We start from the raw sequence: 15,370 nt of genomic DNA on the forward strand, positions 1-15,370 counted from the left end.
GCGAGCCTAGACGACCGGCTTACCCAGCCGCTCGCGTAACCGCATGTCCCAGATCAACACGGCATAGGACAACGTCCACAGCGGCCCGGGCACCACTCGGTCGACCGCCCGCAGCGCGCTGAGCAGCGCGTCGAAGCGCCGTTGATCACGGCCGGTCCAGGAAACCTGCAGCAGCTCCCGGAACCGCGGAGGCAGAAACCCTTTGGTCGCAAACAGATTGAACCGCCCAGCCAGGTTCAGCGGCCACGGCAGCATTTTGAACGAGGCCACGCCCAGCAGATGTTCGCGTACCGGCTCGTCGATGCGCAGCTCGTCCAACGAGCGCTTCCAGTAGTCGTCGAACGCATCCCGGTCCGGGGGCCAGGCCTCGGCACGCACCTGCAGCGCCGTGCCGATTCGCGATGCGTCACGGTAGATCTCATCGGCCGCCGCATCATCGAGGGGACCGTGCAGCGACTCGTACGCCTGCACGTAGTACTGGTACAGGCACGCCGCCACCCACAGCTGCAATTCGGGATCGAAGGCGCTGTATTTCACCGGGCTTTGGGGTGTCGAGCGCACCTGCCGATGCACCGCGTCGACACCTCGCCTCATGACCTCGCGATCTCGGCGGCTGCCCATCGTGGCGACCGCCAGGAACATCCCGGTGGTGCGAGCCCGCTTGAACGGATGCTTATAGACGTTGCCGCTGTCGACAGGGCTCTCCAGCACGCCATATCCGACGCCCGGATGGGACAGCTGCATGATCACGTTCGAGGCAGGCAACAACAGCGAAGCGGGGTTGACCAGGTCGACGAGCCTGGCAGGGGAGTGCTTCATTGCGCAGCAAATTCTATAGGGTTACGTTGTGTCGCGCCGAGGATTCCGCGCCGCGGGTATTGCCCTCGGTTACGCCCTGGATCGCTGCTTCGCCGACCCGCAGCGGTTCCATCCGGTGGCGGGATTCGGCCAGCTAGCCGCCGCCGTAGAGGCGTACACCTACCGTGACTCCAAGCTCGCCGGCACTGCCCACACCGCGGCACTGCTGGCCGCCGTCACTGCCGCCGGATGGGCCGCCGAACGTGCCACACGACGCTCCGCGGCCGCCACTGTGGTCGTGACCGCCGCCGCGACCTGGGCCACGCTGGGTGGGACGTCCCTGGTCCGGGTGGGTGCTGATATGTCCGACCATCTCTACTCCGGCGACGTCGACAGTGCCCGCACGCTGCTGCCCTCGCTATGCGGCCGCGATCCAGACCTGCTCGACGTGGGTGGCATAGCCCGCGCCACCACGGAGTCCTTGGCGGAGAACACCTCCGACGCGCATACGGGGCCGCTGGTCTGGGCTGCGGTCGCCGGGGTTCCCGGGGTGCTTGCCTACCGCGCGGTCAACACCCTCGATGCGATGATCGGACACAAATCAGCCCGGTACTTGCGATTCGGTTGGGCGGCAGCACGGTTGGATGACCTGATGAACCTGCTGCCGGCCAGGATCACCGCTCTGGCGACCGCGGTAGTCGCCCCCTTCCTAGGGGGCTCGGTGGTAGCCGCGACGCGCGTGTGTCTGCGTGACGGGCGTAGCCATCCCAGTCCCAACGCCGGGGTTGCGGAAGCCGCCTTCGCGGGGGCGCTCGGGGTGAAGCTGGGCGGCCCGCTTCGCTACCCGTACGGCGAGGAAGTGCGCCCCGTGCTCGGCGACGGTGAACCCCCGCGGGTCGGGGACATGTATGAGGCGGTGCTGCTGTCGCGTGCGGTGCAGAACGTCACGGCCGTTCTCGCGGTGCTCGCGGCGCTGCATCAGCGCCGTCCGTAACGGTCGGCCAACCGCTCTTCGGTGGTCTGCGGTGTCCCCGGCTTCACGGCTTTCACGGCGGCGGCCGCGGCCCGGCGCTGCCTGATCTCCGAGAACACGAAGTACCCCAAGCCAATTGGCGCCAGAATCCCGAAGGCGATCCACTGAATGCCGTACGAAAGAAACGGTCCGGCGTCGAGCTGGGGCAGCGGGATCGCGCCCAGACCGCCGGGCTGCCCCTCGGCAAGCTGTAGGTAGGGTCCGGCCAGCGGTGTTTTCAGCAGTGTCGAAACTTGAAGCGGAACAATCGAATACACCTGGTATTGACCGTTCTCCAGGAACGGCGCCTTCTCCGACTGCTGCTCGGGTTCTCGTAGCCGCGCGTTGATGGTGACCTGCCCTGCCGGGGCGGGGGGCACCGGCGGAACGCTGGTGCCCTGCTCGGGCCGCACATAGCCCCGGTCCACCAGAATCGCGGGACCACCGTCTACCTGGAACACCGTCAGCGCCTCATATGCGGGTTTCGCGTCGACCACGCGTAGCCGCGCCAGTACCTGCTGATCCGGCAGATAGTGACCCGTCGCCGTCACCCGCCGCCACTCCGAATCCTCGGGCATCGAGTGATCGGGCCGCAGCTCGTCTTTCAACGGCACCGGATCGGCGCTCACCGATTGGGCAATGCGGTTGTTCTCGCGCGAAGTCTTGGTGTTCTTGCCCAGCTGCCAGGGGGCCAGCACTGTGAAGCACAGGTACGCGAACGCGACCACCACCAGCGCCAGGGCGATCCAGCCCGGGCGCAGCAGAAACGCGAGCCGCCGCATCAGCTGTTCTCACGCTCCGCGAGGGCCTGGTCGACCCACTCGTGCAGGCCCGGCATCGCCGCTTCGATGACCTCGAGCGCTTCGACGAAATCCTTGCGGTCGCCGTAGTACGGGTCCTCGACGTCCATCGCGGCACGGCCGGCTCGCGGATCGAAGGATCGCAGTAGCCGCACCCGCTCGGGGTCGGCCCCCAGATGCAGCAGCATTCGGGAGTGATTGCGCGCCAAGGCGATGATCAGATCGGCGCTCAGATGGTCCTCGTCCACCTGGGCGGCGCGGTGCGCCGTCGGATACCCGTGCTCGGCAAGCACACTGGCCGCGCGTTCATCGGCGGGTTGCCCGGCATGCCAATCGCCGGTGCCGGCGCTGGTCACCCGGACCCGATCGCCCAGCCCGCGTTCGGCCAGCTGGTGGGCAAGCATCTTTTCGGCGATGGGGGAACGACAGATGTTTCCGGTGCACACGAAGGTGACATGCAGCTCAGACATGAAGCTCCTCTAGCAGCTGCTCCGGGGTCCCCACGCGTCCGATGATCCACTCGGCCAACTCGCCGGGATCGCCGTCGAAATCGGTTGCTCCATAGCCCCAGTCGACGACGACCGTGCCGATTCCGTGTGCGGCCGCGCCTTCCACGTCGTGCACCCGGTCTCCGACCATCACCACACCGGTCGAGGGAACATCCTCCAGCTGAGACAGCGCGTGCTCGATCACATCGGCCTTGCTGGACCGCACACCGTCGGGGCTCGCACCGGCAATAACCTGGAAAAACTCGGCGAGCCCGAAATGCTTCAGAATGCGCGCCGCGATCGGCTCGGACTTCGACGTCGCGACCACCATGGGTACCCCGGCATCACGCAGCCGGGCCAGCACGTCGCGGATGCCGTCAAACATCTCGTTGACGGCCCAGCCGCGTTCGCCGTAGTCGGCACGGTAGGCCGCTATCGCGTCATCGGCGCGGTCGCCGAGGCCCATGGAGCCGAGTGTGATGTGCATGGGTGGCCCGACCACTCGCGATGCGATGTCCCCGGTGGGTTCGGGGGCGCCGACGTGGCTGAGGGCGTGGCGAAAACTGGAGACGATCCCCGGCGCGGAATCGGTCAGGGTGCCGTCGAGATCGAAGATCACCAGCATCGGAGGAGCCACCCCCCTACATTAGTGTCGAGACATGACTGGGCCGCGAAAGGGAGTGCGCTACCACGGCGACCAGGCGCTGGCACCCGGCGTCCTGGACTTTGCTGTGAACGTGCGTGCCGCGGCGCCACCACCATGGTTGCGGGACCGGCTCGCCTCCCGGCTCGACGAGCTGGGCAGCTATCCGCGCCGCGCCGACGAGGAACGCGCCGTCGGCGCCATTGCCGGTCGGCACGGCCGCGCGCGCGAGGAGGTGCTGCTGCTGGCCGGTGCCGCGGAAGGCTTCGCGATGCTGCCACGGCTGGGTCCGCGCCGGGCGGCGGTGCTGGCGCCGGGATTCACCGAGCCCGAGGCGGTCCTTGCTGAGGCGGGTGTCCCCATCGACCATGTGGTGTTGCCGCCTCCGTTCACTTTCGACGACGCGGCGCGGGTACCTGAGGACGCCGATCTGGTCGTCGTCGGTAACCCCACCAATCCGACCGGCGTGCTGCACAGCCGTGCGCAACTGCTGGCGTTGCGCAGGCCCGGACGGATCGTGGTGGTTGACGAGGCCTTCATCGACGCGGTGCCGGGCGAGCCGGAGTCGGTGGCCGCACTGAGCCTGCCCGGGTTGGTGGTACTGCGCAGCCTCACCAAGACCTGGGCGCTCGCCGGGCTGCGCGCGGGCTACGCCGTCGGCGACCCGGAGGTGCTGCACGTTCTTGCGCGCGGGCGCGCGCATTGGCCTTTGGGCACACTGCAACTGGAAGCACTCGCGGCCTGCAACACCCAGGAAGCGGTGGCGAGCGCGGCCCGGGACGCGCAACGGCTTGTCGAGACGCGGCACCAGCAGGCCGATGCGCTGCGCGGGTTGGGTTTGTCGGTCACCGCTGGTGCGGCCCCGTTCCTGCTGGTGGCGGTTCCCAACGCCGATTTGATGCGAAAACACCTGGAGGTCAAAAATATTGCCGTCCGGCGTTGCGACACCTTTGTGGGGCTGGACGCGGATTATCTGAGGGTGGCGGTGCGGCCCGAATGGCCGGAGCTGGTGCAAGCGATGAAGGAGATCTTGTAGTGGGTGTGCGGCTCGCGGACATCATCGGCGCGCTTGACGTGGCGTATCCGCCGGCCCTGGCCGAATCGTGGGATTCGGTGGGGTTGGTGTGTGGTGACCCAGACCAGCAGATCGACACGGTGACCGTCGCCGTCGATGCGACTGCCGCGGTGCTTGACGAGATGGATAGCGCAGGTTCGCATCTTCTGCTGGCGCATCATCCACTGCTGCTTCGTGGTGTGGACACGGTGGCGGCCAGCACGCCCAAGGGAGCGCTGATTCATCGGCTCATCCGCTCGGGCGGCGCGCTGTTCACCGCGCATACCAACGCCGATTCGGCAAGCCCCGGAGTTTCTGACGCGTTGGCCGAATCCCTTGGACTGACAGTGACTTCGGTGCTGGAACCGCAGTTCGCCGACTTCGACAAGTGGGTGGTGTATGTGCCCACCGATTCCGTGGAGGCCGTGCGCGGCGCCATGTTCGAGGCGGGCGCCGGGCATCTCGGCGCGTACTCGGACTGCTCGTGGAGTGTCACCGGCACCGGCCAGTTCCGTCCGCTGGAGGGTTCCGACCCCTCCATTGGTGCGCACGGTGTGGTGGAACGGGTGGTCGAGGACCGCGTGGAGATGGTGGCCCCGGCGCGGTTGCGTCGTGAGCTGTTCGCGGCGATCCACACCGCCCACCCGTACGAGGTCCCGGCCGTCGACGTGTTACCCATGGCGCCTGTCCCTTCCGGCACCGGCCTGGGCCGGGTGGGCGTACTGACTGAGCCGGAGCCCTTGCGGGACTTTGTATCCCGGGTACGTGCCGCGCTGCCCGAGACGGTGTGGGGGACCCGGGCGGCCGGCGACCAGGACGCGCTGATCCAGACTGTCGCGGTATGTGGCGGCGCGGGTGACTCGCTGCTGGGCGCGGCGGTGAAATCAGGTGTCGACGCCTACGTCACCGCGGATCTTCGGCACCATCCTGCCGACGAGCATGTCCGGACAAGTAGCGTCGCTCTTGTCGACGTCGCGCACTGGGCCAGTGAATTCCCATGGTGCGCGCAGGCGGCGCGTGTGCTCGATAACGAGTTCGGGGAGAAGCTGCCGACCCGTATCTCTCCCGTTCGTACCGACCCGTGGACGCTGGGCGGCCCAGAGAAAGAAGACAACGCATGAAAGCCGAAGTAGCGCAACAACGTCTACTGGTCGACCTGGCGTCGGTAGACGCCGAACTGACACGGGTGGCGCACCGGCGCGCGAACCCGCCCGAGCGTCAGGAACATGGGGAACTGCAGGTGCAGCAGCGCACCATTCTCGACGAGGTGGGCGCCCTTGCCATCGCTCTGGAAGACCTGGACGAGCAGGTTGCCAAATTGGACGCGGAGGTGACCGCCGTGCGGCAGCGGGAAGACCGTGACCGGTCCCTGCTCGCCTCGGCGAGCACCAACCCCAAGGAACTCACCGAGATTCAGCATGAGCTGGATACCCTGGAGCGCCGTCAGTCCAGCTTGGAGGATTCCGAACTGGAGCTGATGGAGCGCCGCGAAGAGCTGCAGAAGCAACAGGCGTCGGCGCAAGCCAACGCCGACAAGGTCGCCGAGCGGCTGGCGGAGATCGAACGGATCCAGCGGGCGGTCGCTATCGATACCGATGCCGAGGAGAACCGGATCCGGCAGCGCCGCGATGGGTTGTCGTCATCCATCGACGGGGTTCTGTTGGAAGCCTATGAACGCCAGCGTCGTTCGGGTGGTCCAGGTGCGGGGCTGCTGCAGGGCAACAAGTGCGGCGCATGCCGCATCGAGCTGGACCGTGGTGAACTGTCCAGGATTTCGGCCGCCGCCGCCGACGAGGTGTTGCGGTGCCCCGAATGCAGCGCGATCCTGGTGCGCCCGTGAAGGTTCTTGTCGAGGCCGATGGTGGTTCACGTGGCAACCCCGGATTGGCTGGATACGGCGCGGTGGTGTTTTCTCCCGACCGCCAGACGGTGCTGGGGGAGGCCTGTGAGGCCATTGGTCATGCCACCAACAACGTCGCCGAATATCGGGGTTTGATAGCGGGACTGGCCGAGGCGGCGCGTGTGGGCGCCACGGAGGTGAGCGTCTCGATGGATTCCAAACTGGTCGTTGAGCAGATGTCCGGCAGATGGAAGGTCAAGCATCCTGACCTGATCACGCTGTACCAGCAGGCTGTTACCGCGGCAATGCAATTCGATTCCGTCGACTACAGATGGATTCCCCGGGAACGCAACAAGCATGCCGATCGGCTGGCCAATGAGGCAATGGACCGGGCCAGCGGTATCGAGCCCAAGGAGCCGAAGAAGCCCAAAGAGGCCAAGGAAAACAAGCCGGCCGATACCGCGCCGGGCTGGACCGGGGCCCGGGGCAAGCCCACCCGGATGTTGTTGCTGCGCCATGGGCAGACCGAACTTTCGGTGCAGCGCCGTTACTCCGGACGCGGCAACCCGGAACTGACCGAACTGGGCCGCGAACAGGCCGCGCGGGCGGCACGCTACCTGGCGAGCCGCGGTGGTATCGCGGCGGTGATCAGCTCGCCGCTGAGCCGGGCCAAGGAGACCGCGGGGGCGGCTGCTGCCGCGCTGGGCGTCCCGTTGACGGTCGACGACGATCTGATCGAGACCGACTTCGGTAAGTGGGAAGGTTTGACATTCTCCGAGGCTGCCGCGCGCGATCCTGAGCTGCACCGCCAGTGGCTCAGCGATACTTCGGTGACTCCGCCGGAGGGCGAGAGCTTCGACACCGTGCATCACCGGGTACGGCGCGCGCGCAACCGAATCATCGCCGAATTCGGCGGCGCAACGGTTTTGGTGGTCTCGCATGTCACACCCATCAAGACGCTGCTGCGCTTGGCGCTCGATGCCGGACCCGGGCTGCTGTACCGACTGCACCTGGATCTGGCCTCGCTGAGCATTGCCGAGTTCTATTCGGACGGACCGGCATCGGTACGACTTGTCAACGAAACCTCCTATCTGACTTAGGATGTCGCTATGGCTTCTCGCGATCACGGTGATCCTGGCGATGCACCCACCATCGCTCCACCCCTGACAGAGGTGGCCAACTCGGCCCGGCCGTCTGCCGCGGAGGAGGCCAGGACGGTCGCCGCGTCCACGAATACCGCGACGCTGGCAAGCCTGTCTGCCGACGGCGACCCATGGGCCTCGTTGGTCACCTATGGACTGTTGGACGGTGCACCGGTGTTGTGCGTCTCGCAGATGGCCGAACATGGACGCAACCTGTTGCGTGACGCCCGGGCCAGCGTGTCCATCGTGGCGCCCAACCCGCCCGAGGACCCGCTGGCCAACACCCGGATCACTCTTGCGGGCAGGGTCCGCCGACCCGGCCCCGATGAGTTGCCGGCCGCGCGTGCGGCCCACATCGCCGGGGTGCCTGCCGCGCGCTTCTATATCGACTACAGCGATTTCTCTGTCTGGATCCTGGACGTCGAGCGGGTGCGCTGGGTGGGCGGCTACGGCCGCATGGATTCGGCCACAGGTGCCGAATACGATGCCGCCGAACCCGATCCGGTTTCGCCCCACGCGGCTGGCGCGATCAAACATCTCAACGATGATCACGGGCAGGCGCTGCTCGCCATGGCTCAGCAGTTGGGCGGATATCCGGATGCCACGGACGCACGTTGTGAAGGCGCGGACCGCTATGGGCTGGATGTCCGGGTCGGCACGCCGCGGGGCTGGTCGGTGACGCGAGTCGGCTATGTGGAGCCGATCGACGCGATTGATCAGCTCCGGGCGGCCACGGTGCAGTTGGCGCGGCTCGCTGATCCGCGCGCTTAGCGCGTTGAGATGTCGATGTCCACTGATCGGCAAGATTGTGGATAACTTGCCCAGTATCCGAATGGTTGTGGATAACAACGAAAGCTGGACCACATCGAACTGATGTGCGAGTAGCGTCGGTGGTGTGTCAGAGACCGATCCCGCCGTCCGCGCGGCCCGGCTCGTCGAACGAATCGGCGAGCTGGAGCGCGTGAAGGCTACGGCCGCCGCGGAGCAGGCTCGTGCCGCGGTGTTGCTTGACCGGGCGCGCCGCGAGGACGAGGCCGCCAACGGGGTGCCGCTGCGGCGGCAGGGGACGGGGGTCGCGGCGGAGGTCGCCTTGGCGCGACAGGATTCGCCGGCGCGCGGCGGTCGTCATCTCGGCTTCGCGAAGGCTCTGGTGAACGAGATGCCACACACTCTTGCCGCGCTGCAGTGCGGTGCGCTGAGCGAATGGCGTGCAACTATTCTGGTACGTGAAACCGCATGTCTTGCAGTCGAAGACCGACAGAAGGTCGATGTCGAGATGTGTGCCGATCCGTCTCCGCTCCGTGGCTTGGGTGATGCCCGGCTCGCTGCGGACGCGAAGCGCTTGGCATATCGACTGGATGCGGAGGCCGTGGTGCGGCGGGCGCGCCGGGCGGAGAATGAACGCCGGGTATCCATCCGTCCGGCGCCGGACACCATGACGTATCTGACGGCATTGCTTCCGATGAAGCAGGGTGTGGCCGTCTATGCCGCGCTCAAACGCGCTGCCGACACATCGATGGATCCGGTTCGTGGCCAAGGACAGATCATGGCTGACACTTTGGTGGAACGGGTGACGGGAGTGTCGGTCGCCGAGGCGGTGCCCATCGGTGTGAACATCACGATCTCCGACGAGGCACTGCTGGGTGCGGGCGACGAGCCCGCCGCCGTCGCGGGTCATGGACCTGTCCCGGCCGCAGTGGCGCGACGGCTCATATCGGGTGCTGTCAGCTCGGGAGCGAAAGTTCTCACGCGGCGGCTCTATCGCCGCTGTGGCACCGGCGCGCTCGTCGGCGTGGAGTCGCGAAGTCGATTGTTTCCCAAGGGATTGGCTGAGCTGATCGATCTACGTGATCAGACATGCAGGACACCGTATTGCGACGCCTCGATCCGTCATCATGACCACGTCGTGGCCAATGCGAGTGGCGGTGCGACCTCACTGGACAACGGCCAGGGCCTGTGCGAGCGATGCAATTACGCCAAGGAGGCGCCGGGATGGAACGCGGTGCCGGTGCCCGGCACGGATCGGCATACCGTCGAGATCACGACGCCAACGGGAACCGTCTACCGTTCCACCGCGCCGCCACTGCCCTGAGTGAATGGGCGAAGGGCCAGCACATAGATCAGGACTACCGCGACCGGCGCAGCCAAGGGTAGCCACGACGATCGTGCTACGGGGATCGCCGCTGCCAGTAGGGCCACGCAACCGAATACCAGCGCGGGCACGATCACCTCATATCTGAGGGCGTTGACCTGCGGTGGCCAGCGCAGAGGGTAGGCGGCAAGCAAGTACAACACCGCGGCCAGCCCGCAGAGCATCGTCAACGCAGGAGAGGGTTCAGTGAAAGCGAGGATGCCGATGACGGCGAGCACAGCCAGCACTGCGAGCGCACGAATCCGAAGGCCAACGACAACCAGTACCGCCGTACAGGCCAAGACCACAAGCTCGTCGGCGGCCGCCAACGCCATCAGTAGCCCGAAGACCGCCGCCAACAGCACGCGTGTACTCATCGGTGCCGTCCTCTCCGGGGGCGCCTCGGCAACAGATGCATGGTGTGGTTCAGCCCGGAGTCGTGATTCCAGCCGACTACATCGACGCCCGTGATGGCGATATTGCGGTACATCCGAGCGCGTTCCAGACGCCACCACCGGGCAACGATGGGATCGGGTTCGTCGCGGAAGGGCAGCCGGTCCAGCACATCGACCACCAGGACCGGATGTCCACGCCGCCGCAGATCGGTGAGGGCCAGTCCAAAGTCCGCATTCAGAAGAGTGGAGAAGGCCACCACAATCGCGTTGGCAGGTACTGCGGCACGTGGGGCGAGAGCGCTGATGCTCTGCGAATGCCATTCTCCGGCATCAAGAATGGCGTCAAGAAGCCGATAGAATTGATGACGGCCGATGTCCGGGTTGAGCCACCGCGCAGCACTGCCCAGCACGACGACGCCCGCGCGGTCACCGCGCTGCAACACCGACTGGACGAGCTGGGCCGCACCTCGTGCGGACCGCTCGGTTGCCGTGGTCGCCGGACCAGATGGTTGCGGGTAGGTGTCGATCAACACGACCACATCGGCGGCGCGATCGGTGAGCCGGTCTGTGACGTGCAGGCGCCCCCGCCGCGCGCTGACCCGCCAATTGACCGTGCGCAGTGAGTCACCCGGGACGTATTCGCGGATATCGGCGTACTCGACCCCCGGTCCATGATGCCGCGTCAGGTGCGTGCCAATCCGGTCGGGCAGATCGGCAGGTGGCAGCGCGACATCGTCCGGATCTGCCAACGGGTACACGCGCACCTCCGCCGCGGGCAACCGCATCGGGGCGCCAATCCACAGGCCGGACGTCGACACCGTCTGGACCTCAACGGGAATGGTGTAGCGGCCCCATCGCTGAGCACACACCCGCATCGTCAGCTGGTGGGCCGTTCCGCGCTTGTCCGCATCGATCCGCAGACCCTCGACGTGTGCTGGCCGTAGCCCGTACACCACCGCAGGATCCGTGGCGTGTACCGATGCGGCAATGCTGACTGTCTCAGATTCCAGGCACCGTAACGGTTCCGGCTCATCGGCAATCCACACCCGGGCATCTGACGGCGGCCGCGCCGCACCGACGAGCACGCCGATGAACGGCGCCGCGAACACGATCAGCTGCCAGCGTCCCGTCGCCACCGCGATCACCAGCGCGACACCGGCGCACGCGGCAAGTGTCGATATCAGCGGAGAAGCGCGCCAGGTGATCATCCCGATGCCCTCGGCACCGGCAGCCGATGCAGCAGCTCGTCGACCACGTGTGCCCCGGTGATGCGGCGCACCCACATCTCCGGGCGCAGACTGATCCGGTGAGCCACCGCAGGCACCGCCAGCGCTTTGACGTCCTCGGGGATCACGAAATCGCGGCCGAGCAGCATGGCTCTCGCTCGCGACATCTGCACCAGATCAAGTTCGGCGCGCGGACTGGCCCCGACCTCGACATGAGAATGGCTGCGTGTCGCGGCCGCCAGCGCCACGATATAGCGCAGGACGTCCGGGTGCACCGAAACCTGTTCCACCGCTTCGCGCATCGCGATGAGGTCGTCGGTGGTGATCACCTGCGAAACCATCGGCGGTGCCGATCCCCGGTTCAAACGTCGTTGCAGCATTTCGATCTCAAGATCTTCGGGCAGGTATCCCAGCTGCAGCCGCGCCGCGAACCGGTCCAGCTGGGCCTCCGGCAGCGGATAGGTTCCCTCGTATTCGATCGGGTTGTCCGTCGCCAACACCACAAATGGTGATGGCAGCATGCGTGTTTGACCGTCGATGCTGACCTGGCCCTCCGCCATGGCCTCCAGCAGCGCGGACTGAGTTTTGGGTGGGGTCCGGTTGATCTCATCTGCCAGAAGGAGATTGGTGAAGATGGGCCCGGTCCGGAACTCGAACAACCCGGACGACATGTCGTAGATTGTGGAGCCCAAGAGATCGGCGGGCAGCAGATCGGGTGTGAACTGCACCCGTGCGAATTCAAGTCCCAGCGCGGCCGCGAAGGACCGGGCGATCAATGTTTTGCCGAGTCCCGGCAGGTCCTCGATCAGAACGTGCCCGCGCGCCAATATGGTGAGCAGAATGAGTTGCAGCGCATCGCGTTTGCCGACAACAACACGTTCGATCTCGGTGAGCACCGTGTCGGCGTGCTGACTTGCGACGGAAACCGGAACCGATGTCACATCCGCTCCAATCGTTCGAGAATTGATTGCAGCACCGCGCGGCCGGGGGCGGGCTCCCCGCGGTCTGCATCCGAGGCGCCGTTGGGGTCGACCCAGCGCCAAAGCTCGGGACCGAAGGTCATACGACCGGTCGCGGTGAGCACGGCGCGGTTCCGTGCCTGCCGGTGCCCGGCGGCCGTCTCGAAATCGGCTGCGATCAGCGGACGAAGCTGGCGGTCCCAATCGCCTCGAGTGCGTTCGGCCCAGCTGATTCTGGCCTCGGCGCGGGCATGCCACCGGTGCAGGCTCTCATCGGCGGGCAGGCTTGTGGGTGGGGACGGCTTCGGTTCACGTGGACTGTGCAGGTATCGCCAGAGCAGACACAGCGCGACAGCGACTACTACGGCGGTGATCGGCAGCGTGTATGCCCGCAATGGGCTGGTCGCCACACCCGCTTCGGTCAAGACGACCATCAGCAACATCGCCGGGGCAAGCCATTTCATTGTCGGCTCCGAAGATCGTCCAACACGGCCTGCAGCCATCGCGCCGCGGCCTGGCGATCGGCCTGTGTCATCTCATGCGGGCTGAAGCGGGCTTCCGAGAACAACGAAACGAGCCGGGTGCCCGCCGCCGATTGGAGAGCGCCGATGTGCACAGCGCGCTGCAGAACCTCCGATGGCGTGTCCGAGGCCAGCGGAGCGGCCTCGGGGGCCGCGGTAAGTCCCTGCTCCATCGCCGCATAACAGGCAATGATCGATGCGCGCGGATCACGGCCTGGTTCGGCGACCTCCGCGAGGCCGAGTTCCACCAGGTGGGCAAGGGATCGGGACGTTCCGGCCGCGGCCCCTGGCTCTGCGGATGGGTCGGTCTCAGCATCGGTGTCGTCCGGATCTCGGCGTCTGAGCACGAATACCGCGACGGCAATGCCTCCCAACGCCAGCCCGAGCGCCACCATCGGCAGGGCAGGGTCCTGCCGCGGCGAAACTGCGCCCGGGGTATGCGATTCGGCTTCCGGCGCTCGTGGTTCGGAACTGCGGGAGGCGGGCTCGGGCGGCGGACCGTGCCCTGCCGGGCCGATGAGATGGAGCGATGTCCACACCGTGCCCACCAAAACAAGCACGGTGGCGGCGGCGATGAGGGCTTCGCGGCGAGTCAGGCCCCGTAGCCGTAGATACGGCGGGCTTTCTTGCGGCAGCGGCAGTTTGGGCCGTCTGCGGCGAAGACTCAACAGTATGACGATGGATATCGCACCGCACAGCACGAGCTGAAGGGCAATGGAATGAGGTTGAGGTCGAGGTTTCTCGGGCGGGGGAAGTGCCGCGACCTCCGGTAAATAGCTGCGTAGCGCCGCAACGGAGAGCACGACCAAGGCGATCAGCCCGGCCGCTCGCAAGAACAGTTTGTCGGCACTGTTCATGCCTCATGGTTGCACGATGACGGGGTTGTGCGCTCCACCATTGGCCAACCTTGACCGTGATACGTGTGTGGCTTACAGTTCGGCTGTTAGCACCTCGCTAGGCGAGGCTCCTGCGCGAACATAGGCCACTGATCCGACGACGTCGAGAGACGCCCAGGGTTAGGACAGATCTCCCCGGCCTAAGGGGTGATCCGAAGTGGCTTCCGGTGTAGCCGGATTACGTCGCGTAGTGCCGAAGCTCTGACGAGAGAGGTGTAAGCCGGTTCTCAGTTATGAGATCGGTTTCCTTCTTTTCGCGGGCACGCCTGGTGATGTGATGAAGACGGCGCGATGCGTCCTGGCGTGAAGGAGGTGAGGGGACGGTATGACGTCCGGCGGAAGTCCATATCACAGTACTTATTTCCCAACAGCCTCCTGGACCCGGCGTAGTTCGTAACCGGTTTGCGAGGCTGGATTTCGTGTGAGAAAGCAGCCTTGCCATGAACATCCCGTTTTTCGGGCCGATGACGCTATCGGGTTTCACCCATCCGTGGTTCTTCCTGGTACTGCTACTGGTCCTCACATTGGGCGCGTTATACGTTGCGGCACAACGACTACGTCACAAACGGGTGCTGCGATTCGCCAACACCGAGCTGCTCGATTCGGTGGCCCCACAACGTCCACGTCTGTGGCGCCACACCTCCGCGGCACTACTGCTGACCGGGTTGATCGTTCTCACCATTGCGCTGGCCGGGCCGACCCACGATGTACGAATTCCTCGCAACCGGGCCGTCGTCATGTTGGTGATCGATGTCTCGCCGTCCATGCAATCCACCGATGTCACGCCCACGCGGTTGGCTGCCGCCCAAGAGGCCGCCAAAGGGTTCGCCCAGAACCTCACCTCTGGAATTAACCTGGGACTGATAGCTTTTGGTGGTACGTCGACGATATTGGTATCGCCCACCACCAATCATGGGGCGACCGTGGACGCCATCGGGAAGCTGCAATTCATCGAACGCACCGGCACCGGTGAGGCTATCTTCACGGCACTTCAAGCAATAGCCACCGTGGGAGCGGTGATAGGGGGCGACAACAAGGCACCCGCGCGCATTGTCCTGATGTCTGACGGTAAGGAAACCGTGCCGTCCAATCCGGACAACCCCAAGGGCTGCTACACCGCCGCCCGAACCGCGAAAGAACAAGGCGTGCCGATCTCGACCATTGCCTTCGGAACCGCCGACGGCACCGTCGACATCAATGGGCAACGCCAACCGGTGCCGTGGGCGCCGGACATGATGGCCAAGGTCGCCGAGCTGTCCGGTGGCGAAACCTACTCGGCCTCATCGGTGGGTGAGCTCAAACAGGTGTACGCATCACTGCAACAGCAGATCGGATACGAGACCATCAAGGGCGACGCCAGTGCAAGCTGGGTGCGACTCGAAGGATTGCTCATACTGGCAGCGGCTTTTACCGGGCTGCTCCTCAACCGCCGCCTTCCCAACTAGCCAGATGCGTAACGAGGACA

At 65.8% G+C, this 15,370-nt stretch carries 17 protein-coding genes and 1 riboswitch; of the genes, 8 read left to right on the top strand and 9 right to left on the bottom strand.

Annotation, left to right across the window (positions count from 1 at the left end; all coding sequences use genetic code 11):
- Positions 1-6 precede the first annotated feature (6 nt).
- Complete coding sequence (locus ABG82_RS10200; RefSeq protein WP_043079893.1) at positions 7-819, bottom strand: oxygenase MpaB family protein; 813 nt, start codon at positions 817-819, stop codon at positions 7-9.
- Between the two features lie 28 nt (positions 820-847).
- On the opposite strand from ABG82_RS10200, the gene ABG82_RS10205 reads away from it, so the two are divergent.
- Entirely contained in the window at positions 848-1,792 is a 945-nt protein-coding gene (locus tag ABG82_RS10205; protein ID WP_043079894.1) for a cobalamin biosynthesis protein, read from the top strand.
- Here the strand turns inward: ABG82_RS10205 and ABG82_RS10210 are convergent.
- From ABG82_RS10210 to ABG82_RS10220, 3 genes are read right to left on the bottom strand one after another with little or no spacing between them, the layout of a single operon-like run.
- Complete coding sequence (locus ABG82_RS10210) at positions 1,777-2,592, bottom strand: SURF1 family cytochrome oxidase biogenesis protein (RefSeq protein WP_043079895.1); 816 nt, start codon at positions 2,590-2,592, stop codon at positions 1,777-1,779. The two genes, ABG82_RS10205 and ABG82_RS10210, sit on opposite strands and share 16 nt — an antisense overlap.
- Entirely contained in the window at positions 2,592-3,080 is a 489-nt protein-coding gene (locus ABG82_RS10215; RefSeq protein WP_043079896.1) for a low molecular weight protein-tyrosine-phosphatase, read from the bottom strand. The genes ABG82_RS10210 and ABG82_RS10215 overlap by 1 nt, the downstream gene beginning before the upstream one ends.
- Positions 3,073-3,723, bottom strand: a complete 651-nt coding sequence (locus ABG82_RS10220; protein ID WP_054173185.1) for an HAD-IA family hydrolase — start codon at positions 3,721-3,723, stop codon at positions 3,073-3,075. Before ABG82_RS10220 ends, ABG82_RS10215 begins: the two co-directional genes overlap by 8 nt.
- A 34-nt stretch (positions 3,724-3,757) precedes the next feature.
- Between ABG82_RS10220 and cobC the strand changes: the two genes are divergently transcribed.
- From cobC to ABG82_RS10250, 6 genes are all read left to right on the top strand, one after another.
- Complete coding sequence (gene cobC, locus ABG82_RS10225) at positions 3,758-4,777, top strand: Rv2231c family pyridoxal phosphate-dependent protein CobC (protein ID WP_043079897.1); 1,020 nt, start codon at positions 3,758-3,760, stop codon at positions 4,775-4,777.
- Positions 4,777-5,916 (top strand): Nif3-like dinuclear metal center hexameric protein, encoded by a 1,140-nt coding sequence (locus ABG82_RS10230; RefSeq protein WP_043079898.1) that lies wholly within the window; start codon positions 4,777-4,779, stop codon positions 5,914-5,916. The genes cobC and ABG82_RS10230 overlap by 1 nt, the downstream gene beginning before the upstream one ends.
- The gene (locus ABG82_RS10235) at positions 5,913-6,635 is read left to right on the top strand and encodes a zinc ribbon domain-containing protein (RefSeq protein WP_043079899.1); all 723 of its coding nucleotides are present in this window, start codon (positions 5,913-5,915) and stop codon (positions 6,633-6,635) included. The genes ABG82_RS10230 and ABG82_RS10235 overlap by 4 nt, the downstream gene beginning before the upstream one ends.
- Positions 6,632-7,735 carry a bifunctional RNase H/acid phosphatase gene (locus ABG82_RS10240; RefSeq protein ID WP_043079926.1) on the top strand — a complete coding sequence of 368 codons (1,104 nt, stop codon included), beginning with the start codon at positions 6,632-6,634 and terminating at the stop codon, positions 7,733-7,735. The genes ABG82_RS10235 and ABG82_RS10240 overlap by 4 nt, the downstream gene beginning before the upstream one ends.
- 9 nt (positions 7,736-7,744) lie before the next feature.
- Entirely contained in the window at positions 7,745-8,548 is an 804-nt protein-coding gene (locus tag ABG82_RS10245; RefSeq protein ID WP_043079900.1) for a HugZ family pyridoxamine 5'-phosphate oxidase, read from the top strand.
- A gap of 124 nt (positions 8,549-8,672) precedes the next feature.
- Positions 8,673-9,869 (top strand): HNH endonuclease, encoded by a 1,197-nt coding sequence (locus ABG82_RS10250; protein WP_043079901.1) that lies wholly within the window; start codon positions 8,673-8,675, stop codon positions 9,867-9,869.
- On the opposite strand, the gene ABG82_RS10255 is transcribed toward ABG82_RS10250, so the two are convergent.
- Genes ABG82_RS10255 through ABG82_RS10275 form a run of 5 tightly spaced genes read right to left on the bottom strand, consistent with a single transcriptional unit; the run spans position 9,839 to position 13,866 of the window.
- Positions 9,839-10,285: a hypothetical protein gene (locus tag ABG82_RS10255; RefSeq protein ID WP_043079902.1), complete on the bottom strand. Its 447-nt coding sequence runs from the start codon at positions 10,283-10,285 to the stop codon at positions 9,839-9,841. The genes ABG82_RS10250 and ABG82_RS10255 overlap by 31 nt on opposite strands.
- Positions 10,282-11,511 carry a DUF58 domain-containing protein gene (locus tag ABG82_RS10260; protein WP_043079903.1) on the bottom strand — a complete coding sequence of 410 codons (1,230 nt, stop codon included), beginning with the start codon at positions 11,509-11,511 and terminating at the stop codon, positions 10,282-10,284. Before ABG82_RS10260 ends, ABG82_RS10255 begins: the two co-directional genes overlap by 4 nt.
- Positions 11,508-12,470: an AAA family ATPase gene (locus ABG82_RS10265; protein WP_043079904.1), complete on the bottom strand. Its 963-nt coding sequence runs from the start codon at positions 12,468-12,470 to the stop codon at positions 11,508-11,510. The genes ABG82_RS10260 and ABG82_RS10265 overlap by 4 nt, the downstream gene beginning before the upstream one ends.
- Positions 12,467-12,952 carry a hypothetical protein gene (locus ABG82_RS10270; protein WP_043079905.1) on the bottom strand — a complete coding sequence of 162 codons (486 nt, stop codon included), beginning with the start codon at positions 12,950-12,952 and terminating at the stop codon, positions 12,467-12,469. Before ABG82_RS10270 ends, ABG82_RS10265 begins: the two co-directional genes overlap by 4 nt.
- Positions 12,949-13,866, bottom strand: a complete 918-nt coding sequence (locus ABG82_RS10275; RefSeq protein ID WP_043079906.1) for a DUF4129 domain-containing protein — start codon at positions 13,864-13,866, stop codon at positions 12,949-12,951. Before ABG82_RS10275 ends, ABG82_RS10270 begins: the two co-directional genes overlap by 4 nt.
- An 86-nt stretch (positions 13,867-13,952) precedes the next feature.
- A riboswitch (M-box (ykoK) riboswitch) is annotated at positions 13,953-14,125 on the top strand.
- Positions 14,126-14,345: 220 nt separating this feature from the next.
- Here ABG82_RS10275 and ABG82_RS10280 point away from each other — a divergent pair.
- A complete protein-coding gene (locus tag ABG82_RS10280; protein ID WP_043079907.1) occupies positions 14,346-15,350 on the top strand; it encodes a VWA domain-containing protein in 1,005 nt (334 codons plus the stop codon).
- Positions 15,351-15,370 lie beyond the last annotated feature (20 nt).

This window comes from Mycobacteroides immunogenum, assembly GCF_001605725.1.
Taxonomy (GTDB): domain Bacteria; phylum Actinomycetota; class Actinomycetes; order Mycobacteriales; family Mycobacteriaceae; genus Mycobacterium; species Mycobacterium immunogenum.